Genomic DNA, 6,514 nt, shown 5'->3' with positions numbered 1-6,514 from the left:
TGGGACTTCATCTTCGTTCCTTCGTCACTACGACGAAGCCCCAACACTCCTTAAATCACAACCTCAAATCTGTGCCATTGGTGCTGACGGGGAACAATTTCGCCGTGATCGAGCGGCAGTGCTCCGCATAGCTGCGCGGCGGAAGAAGGCTTGCCGAGGCGCGCGCACAGTTCGAGCAAGGCATCGGTCGCAGAGAGGGGATCAAGCGCGACGTCCGCGTCTGCGAAGTCTTGCGCCTCCGTCTCGCGCCCGCGGCGGCCACCTCCGTGCAGCGCGCCTGCAATCATGCGCAGGGTCTTGGCGGCTAGACTTGGCCTGCCGCGATCCCCTGCTTTGTGATGTGGCTGCATCGCCTGCGCTTCCCTCTGCTCGCGGCACACACCGCTCGGGACCCTTAAAGATCATTAAGGATAACTCCTCGCAAAGGCGGACCACGTAGTTCCGCGTAAGTCAGCCGCGACGGAAATTAGGGATAATCGTTCGTAAAGAAGCGCACTTGCCCAGCTAGCGAAAGCACAACACGCATGATCCGCACCCTTCGCAATGCTGCGATCCGCGCCATGGGCGGCGCGGCGCTGCTTGAAAATGTTACCGACAGCCAAGCCGACATGGCGTTTGCCGGGCGGATCACCCTGCCGACGCCGGGCGCGGCCGGGCTGGTGCCGTGGTCGGGCAGGATCCGCACCGAGCGTCCGACCCGCCGCCTGATCATCGTCGCGGCATTCTTGCTCGCGTTCCTCGCCTGGGCCACGCTGTGCACAGTCGACAAAGTCACGCGCGGCGCGGGCCGGGTGCTGCCCTCGGTCCAAAACCAGATCGTCCAGCATCTCGAAGGCGGCATTGTCAGCGACATTCTGGTCTTGGAGGGCCAGCAGGTCCGCAAGGGCGATGTGCTGGTCCGCATCTCCAACGCCGATACCGGGGCCGCGATGCAGACCGTGCAGACCGACGTCGTCGCCAAGCGCATCATCCTCGCGCGGCTCGACGCCGAGATTTCAGGTGCGGCCACGTTCCGCGCGCCGCCCGAAATGGTGGTGCAAGCGCCCGAGATCGCGGCGAGCGAGGAAGGCTTGTTCCAATCGCGCCGAATGCAGCGCATGCAGCAGGCCGGCATCATCGGCGAGCAGACCCGTGGCCGCTTTGCCGAGGCGACGCAGCTGCGCGTGCGCCTGCAAAACCTGCGCCGTGAAGAAGCGCTGGCGGGTGAGCAGCTCGCCAAGCTGGAGGCCGCCTTCCGCGAGGAAGCCATTTCCGAACGCGAAGTGCTGGAAAAACGCGCCGGGCTGCTCGCGCTGCGCACACGCATAGCCGATGTCGAAAACCAGATCCCGCAAACCAGCGCCAGCATTTCGGAGTCCGAGGCCAAGCACGGCGAAATCTGGACCCACCAGATCGAGGACGCCAAGCAGCTTGCCTCGCAACTTCGGCTCGAACTGGCCAAGGCGGGCGATCAATATGGCGCGGTGCAAGACCGCGTCTGGCGCGAGGAAATCCGCGCGCCGATGGACGGCGTCGTCAACAAGCTTTACATCCAGACAGTCGGCGGCGTGATCCGCGCGGGCGAGCCAGTGGTCGAGATCGTGCCGCTCAAAGATGCGGTGATGTTCGAGGCGCGCATTCTGCCGCGCGATCGCAGCGAGATCTGGCCTGGCCTGACCGCGCATATCCGCATCAGCGCCTATGACGCCGCGCAGTTCGGCACGCTCAAGGCCAAAGTGGCCGATGTCTCGCCCGATGTGCTGCAGGATTCAAAGGGCGAGGTGTTCTACCGCGTGCGGCTGACCGCCGATCGCGCCGATTTCGGCAAGGGCAAGGATATCGTCCCCGGCATGACCGGCGATGTCGCGATCAGCGCGGGCAGCCAGACGATCCTCTCCTACATCCTCGGCCCCCTCATCCAGATCAGGGACAACGCGCTCAGGGAATAGCCACGCCGACGTGATCTTGCTCAGGCAATTGCCGAGAGGGAGAGACCGGGCCAGACCGGCGCGCGGCGCACCGAAGCCCGATTTTGCATTCCATCCGCCGGTGAATACCGGCGCCTTGCTGCAAGAACCGCCTCAACGCGGCGCGTAAGCAATCGTCTGCGAGGTTTCCGCAGCAGGGTGAACCACAGCGGGGGTCATTTCGATGGTCTTGAACTGGTCATTGGCATGGAGCCAGACCTGATCGGCCAGATGCGGATTGCCTTGGCCCGCGCCGTCGATGGTCAGGTTCTGCCCGCCTGCCTCGATGACGGTTTCAATGCTGCGCGGCCCGGTGGGATCAAGCTCCATCAGGCCGGTCCATTCATCGCCGCCGCTGTGCGGCACGGCATCCGGCGTCAGGCCCAGCACCGCGCCGAGCCGTGGGCCCGGCGCATCGGGATCGGGAAACGGCGGCCGCGACGCGGATTTGCGCGCAGGATCGAGATACTTCCAGTAAATCGGCTGGCGCCACGCCGCGAGCGGCTTGTCGCCAAACTGGGGCCTCAGCGTGTCGATCACTTTGCGCACGGAATTGGCCAGCACAGCATCCCGGCTTCTGCCCTGCCAATAATCGAAGGCAAGCGGCAATCCGGCGGAGCGTCCCTGCAGCGCGCGCAGCAAAAGGCTGGATTGATAGCGCAAATAGCGGCCCTCATCCGCCTTGCTCCACCAATCATCGATGGTAGGACCGAAGATGAGCTGCGGCGCAGCGGTCAGCCAGGCCCGGAACAGGGGCAGGCCCGGGCTGTCGTAAAAGCCATCGCCGTCCGTGTCTTCGTAGCGGCCATCGAAGGCCAGCATCAGCTTGATCGCCTCCTTGATTTCCGGATCGCTGGCTTGGTCAGCAGCGGCGGCGAGATAGACCGCATAAAACCAGGGCGGGGCGGCGGTGCGGTCTGGCCCGCCAATGGCGGTGTTGATCGCATGGTTGAAGCGGCGCATGTCGGCCAGCGTTACCCGATCGCTGCTCTGCGCCAGCGCGTTGCCGAGCCATGTGCGAAAGGTTTTGCCGAGCCGGGCATCATCGCCCTCGCGCGACCAGCCTGTGGCCTTGCTGTTCCATGCATGAAAAAAACCTTGCGCGGGATCGATCATGCGGGGCCGCTGCGCGAGCGACAGAAAGCCCTGCCATTCGTATTCGCCGGTGCCGGGCGTGGGCAGGCGCGAATCCGCGCCGGGCGCGCGGATGGGGAGCAGTCCAGCCTCCCAGAAGGCGATGTGGCCCGCTGTATCGCCATAACAGATGCCCAGATTCCACGCGACGCGGGCAATGCCGGTCTGTTCGAACTCTGCCAGCGAGCGCGCCCGCGCCATGTTGATGCCGGCCACCCAGTTGTCGATTTCGTGGCCGCGCACGGCGTAACGCTCGGTATAGGCCGTGCCGTTTGCCGCATCCCACGCAACGACCGGGCCATGGATGGTCGCGGCCACTTCGTGCTGAACCGGGGCCGCGTCCTTCACCTTGATGGTCTCGATCCGGTGCTGCATCGTGCGCCACGCTCCCTTGAACCAGTATTGGCGGCGGTCGGCGGGATTGAGCTTTTCGGCAAAGGTGTCGGTGGTGTCGGCCACGCCCGAGGTCAGCAGCCAGCCATGATCGAGCGAGCGCCCCATTATCGGCGGCCCCCAGCCAGTCAGCGCAAAGCCCGCTGTGTCGAAGCCGCCGCCATAAAGGTGTGACTCCGGCCCGTCGGCGGTTTCCTGCAACATCAGCACATGCCCGCTGGCCGATCGCTTCGGGCCGATGACCAGACAGCGGCTGGCCTCGCGCGGCGTGACATCGGTGGCAGGCCCATCGCCGCTCCGGCTGGCCGCCCCCATGTCGCTGAAAAGTTCGGCTGAGCCGGGCCGGGGCAGCGGCTGCGGCGGGGCACGGTCTTCGCCCGGGGGGATGACGGTCGGCGAATCGGGATCGTTCAGCGGGACGACATCTTCGAAGATCTGGCGGCCCGCGATGGGCCCATGGCGCGCGATCATCGCCCGCAGAAAGGCCGCATTCTGGCGCTCCGAACCGCCCCGGTCATTGGGGAAGGAGGCGATGATCGCCAGATAATCGAGCAAAGTCCAACGCGCCGGGCGCACGCCCCATTGCGTGAACTGATAAGGCGTGCGCACCGGCGGCGCAGCGGCAAGCTCGTCCACATGGCGGTTGTAGCCCGCCACAAACGCACGCAGCATCGCCTGGTGCTCCGCCGGAATCGCGCCAAACATCCGCATCAGTTCCGCGCGCGAAAGAAGACGATCCCGCGCGACCTTGTCGCCCTCCACAGCAGATGGCCCCAGCACTTCAGCGCGCGTGCCCAGCGCTGCGCGGCGGCGCAATTCCATTGCTGCCAGCCGGTCATGGGCCAGCGCATAGCCGAGCCCGAACATCACCGCGGGCGCCGTCCGCGCAAAGATATGCGGCACACCCTTGGCATCGCGGTCGATCTGGACCGGCTCGGCGGCGGTCGCCGGCCGGGCCAAGGCCGGGCTGGCAAACCAAGCCGCCAACAGCGCGAGCATCATGATCAGCGGATGCACGCGGCGGATCGCATTGTTCAGGAAAAGCATGTCGCGCGCTCCATTTGGCCTGCCGCGCTTTCCGCGCCGTCGCCGGCCATCCGCGCCGGCAGCCTTCCCGGTGCGCGCCATGCGTTGCACAAGCAGCGCCTGCGTTCACCAGCGCAACACCATGCCGCCGCGCACGCTTGATGACAAGATTGTCGGCAGCCACCGGATCATCAAGCAGACGGCGATGCGCGGATCGCGGCGCGCGATGGTCTCCAGCAAGGCCGGAATCGGCCAACGAACTTGACCCGCAAGAGGCTGGTGATACTCTTGGGTAGATAAGGGCGAGACAGCCCAGGGGAGATTTGCCGTGACCAAGGTTTCACACGTGGTGCTGACCGCAACCGAGGCGGTGTCGCTCGGCATGCCAGCGGCGGAGGCAGTGGCGAATATCGCGCAGACCCGCGATGCGCGCCGGGTGTTTATCCTGGCCAGCAGCCACCTTAATCGCAACACCGACGAAATCCGCCGGATCGAAGCTGCGCTCGGTGCCCGTCACGCCGCCACGCATGATGGCATTCAGCCGCACGCCCCGCGTGAAGACGTCCTGAAAGCAGCAGCGCGCGCCCGCGAAGTGGACGCTGATTTCGTGGTTACGGTGGGCGGCGGATCAGTGACCGACGCGGGCAAGATCCTTCTGATCTGCCTCAAGCACGATATCACTACAATCGAGCAGTTCGACGAATTCCGCGTTCGGGTTGAAGAAGACGGCACGGTCTTCTCGCCGCAGTTTGCCGGGCCCGATATTCGCGCGGTGTGCGTTCCCACCACGCTTTCCGGCGGCGAGTTCAATCCGCTTTCTGGCGCGACCGACGAGCGGATCAAGCTCAAGCAGGCCTATGTTCAGCGCGAGATGGTGCCGGTTATGGTCGTGCTCGATCCGGCGATCACGGTGCACACGCCCGAATGGCTGTGGCTGTCGACCGGCGTCCGCTCCGTTGACCATGCGACCGAGACGCTGGCATCGTTCCAATCGAACGATTTTGCCGACGGCCTGGCCGATTCCGCGCTGCGCCTGCTGGCCGAAGGGCTGCCCCGGGTGAAGGCCGATCCCACCGACCTCGATGCGCGCCTAAAATGCCAGATCGGGGCATGGCAATCGATGATCCCGATCATCGCGGGCGTGCCGATGGGGGCAAGCCATGCGATCGGCCATGTGCTGGGCGGCACTTGCGATGTCCCGCATGGCCACACCTCGTGCGTCATGTCACCGTTCGTTCAAGCCTATAACCTCTCGGTCAACGCCGAGCGCCAGAAGCGCATCAGCGCCTGCCTCGGCGATGCGGGCCGCCCTGCGTCCGAACTGCTCGACGCGTTGATCCGGGGGCTGGGCATGCCGCGCTCGCTTGCAGAAGTGGGCGTAACCGAAGCCCAGCTGCCGCTGATTGCGGAATATACGCTGGAGGACATCTGGGGCCGCACCAACCCGCGCCCGATCACCTGCGCCGAAGATGTCATGGCGATCTTGCGCACCGCGCTCGTCTGAGCGCATGATCACGGGGCGCTCATCTGAGCGCATGGTGACGGCGCGCCTTAGATCAAAGGGAAACACATTTGCCTGCCAAACTATCTGCCTCGCGCCCTATCCAGCTGAAAGAAGAAATCGCCGCCTACAAACGGCGGCGGATTCTTGAGGAAACCAGCTATCTGTTCTTCACCCAAGGCTATGACGCAACAACGCTCGACGCGGTGGCCGAACGGCTGAATGTCACCAAGCCGTTCATCTATTCGTACTACAAGAACAAGGGCGAGCTCTTGTTCGAAGTATGCCAGACCGGAATCAAGCTCTCGCTCTCGGCGCTGGAACAGGCGTTGGTGGTCGAAGGCAGCGCTACCGACCAGCTGAAGGCGGTGGTCGAGCGGGTGGCGCGGATCATCGTCGAGAACCAGCGCTACATCAGCGTCTATCTGCGCGAGGAGATGAGCCTCGACCCGGATGACGCGCGGCGCATCCGGGTGATGCGGCATAACTTTGACGAATTGCTGGGCGATCTGCT

General features: G+C 64.8%; 6 protein-coding genes. 4 read left to right on the top strand and 2 right to left on the bottom strand.

Annotated features, from left to right (window positions below; all coding sequences use genetic code 11):
* Positions 1 to 50: 50 nt before the first annotated feature.
* Entirely contained in the window at positions 51 to 350 is a 300-nt protein-coding gene (locus Q0O40_RS14885) for a hypothetical protein (RefSeq protein ID WP_295531593.1), read from the bottom strand.
* A 174-nt stretch (positions 351 to 524) separates the two neighbouring features.
* Between Q0O40_RS14885 and Q0O40_RS14880 the strand changes: the two genes are divergently transcribed.
* Complete coding sequence (locus Q0O40_RS14880; RefSeq protein WP_295531591.1) at positions 525 to 1,928, top strand: HlyD family type I secretion periplasmic adaptor subunit; 1,404 nt, start codon at positions 525 to 527, stop codon at positions 1,926 to 1,928.
* A 132-nt stretch (positions 1,929 to 2,060) separates the two neighbouring features.
* Here Q0O40_RS14880 and Q0O40_RS14875 read toward each other — a convergent pair whose 3' ends face one another.
* The gene (locus Q0O40_RS14875; protein WP_295531588.1) at positions 2,061 to 4,520 is read right to left on the bottom strand and encodes a penicillin acylase family protein; all 2,460 of its coding nucleotides are present in this window, start codon (positions 4,518 to 4,520) and stop codon (positions 2,061 to 2,063) included.
* On the opposite strand from Q0O40_RS14875, the gene Q0O40_RS14870 reads away from it, so the two are divergent.
* The 3 genes from Q0O40_RS14870 to Q0O40_RS14860 form a co-directional block, all read left to right on the top strand.
* Positions 4,519 to 4,764 (top strand): hypothetical protein, encoded by a 246-nt coding sequence (locus Q0O40_RS14870; RefSeq protein WP_295531585.1) that lies wholly within the window; start codon positions 4,519 to 4,521, stop codon positions 4,762 to 4,764. The genes Q0O40_RS14875 and Q0O40_RS14870 overlap by 2 nt on opposite strands.
* Before the next feature lie 63 nt (positions 4,765 to 4,827).
* Positions 4,828 to 6,003 carry an iron-containing alcohol dehydrogenase gene (locus Q0O40_RS14865; protein ID WP_295531582.1) on the top strand — a complete coding sequence of 392 codons (1,176 nt, stop codon included), beginning with the start codon at positions 4,828 to 4,830 and terminating at the stop codon, positions 6,001 to 6,003.
* A 68-nt stretch (positions 6,004 to 6,071) separates the two neighbouring features.
* Positions 6,072 to 6,514, top strand: a 443-nt coding sequence (locus Q0O40_RS14860) for a TetR/AcrR family transcriptional regulator (RefSeq protein WP_295531579.1), incomplete at its 3' end; no start/stop codon positions are given.

Source organism: Novosphingobium sp. Chol11, from assembly GCF_945870625.1.
In the GTDB taxonomy this organism is placed as follows: domain Bacteria; phylum Pseudomonadota; class Alphaproteobacteria; order Sphingomonadales; family Sphingomonadaceae; genus Novosphingobium.
This window is presented reverse-complemented; position numbering and strand designations above follow the sequence as displayed.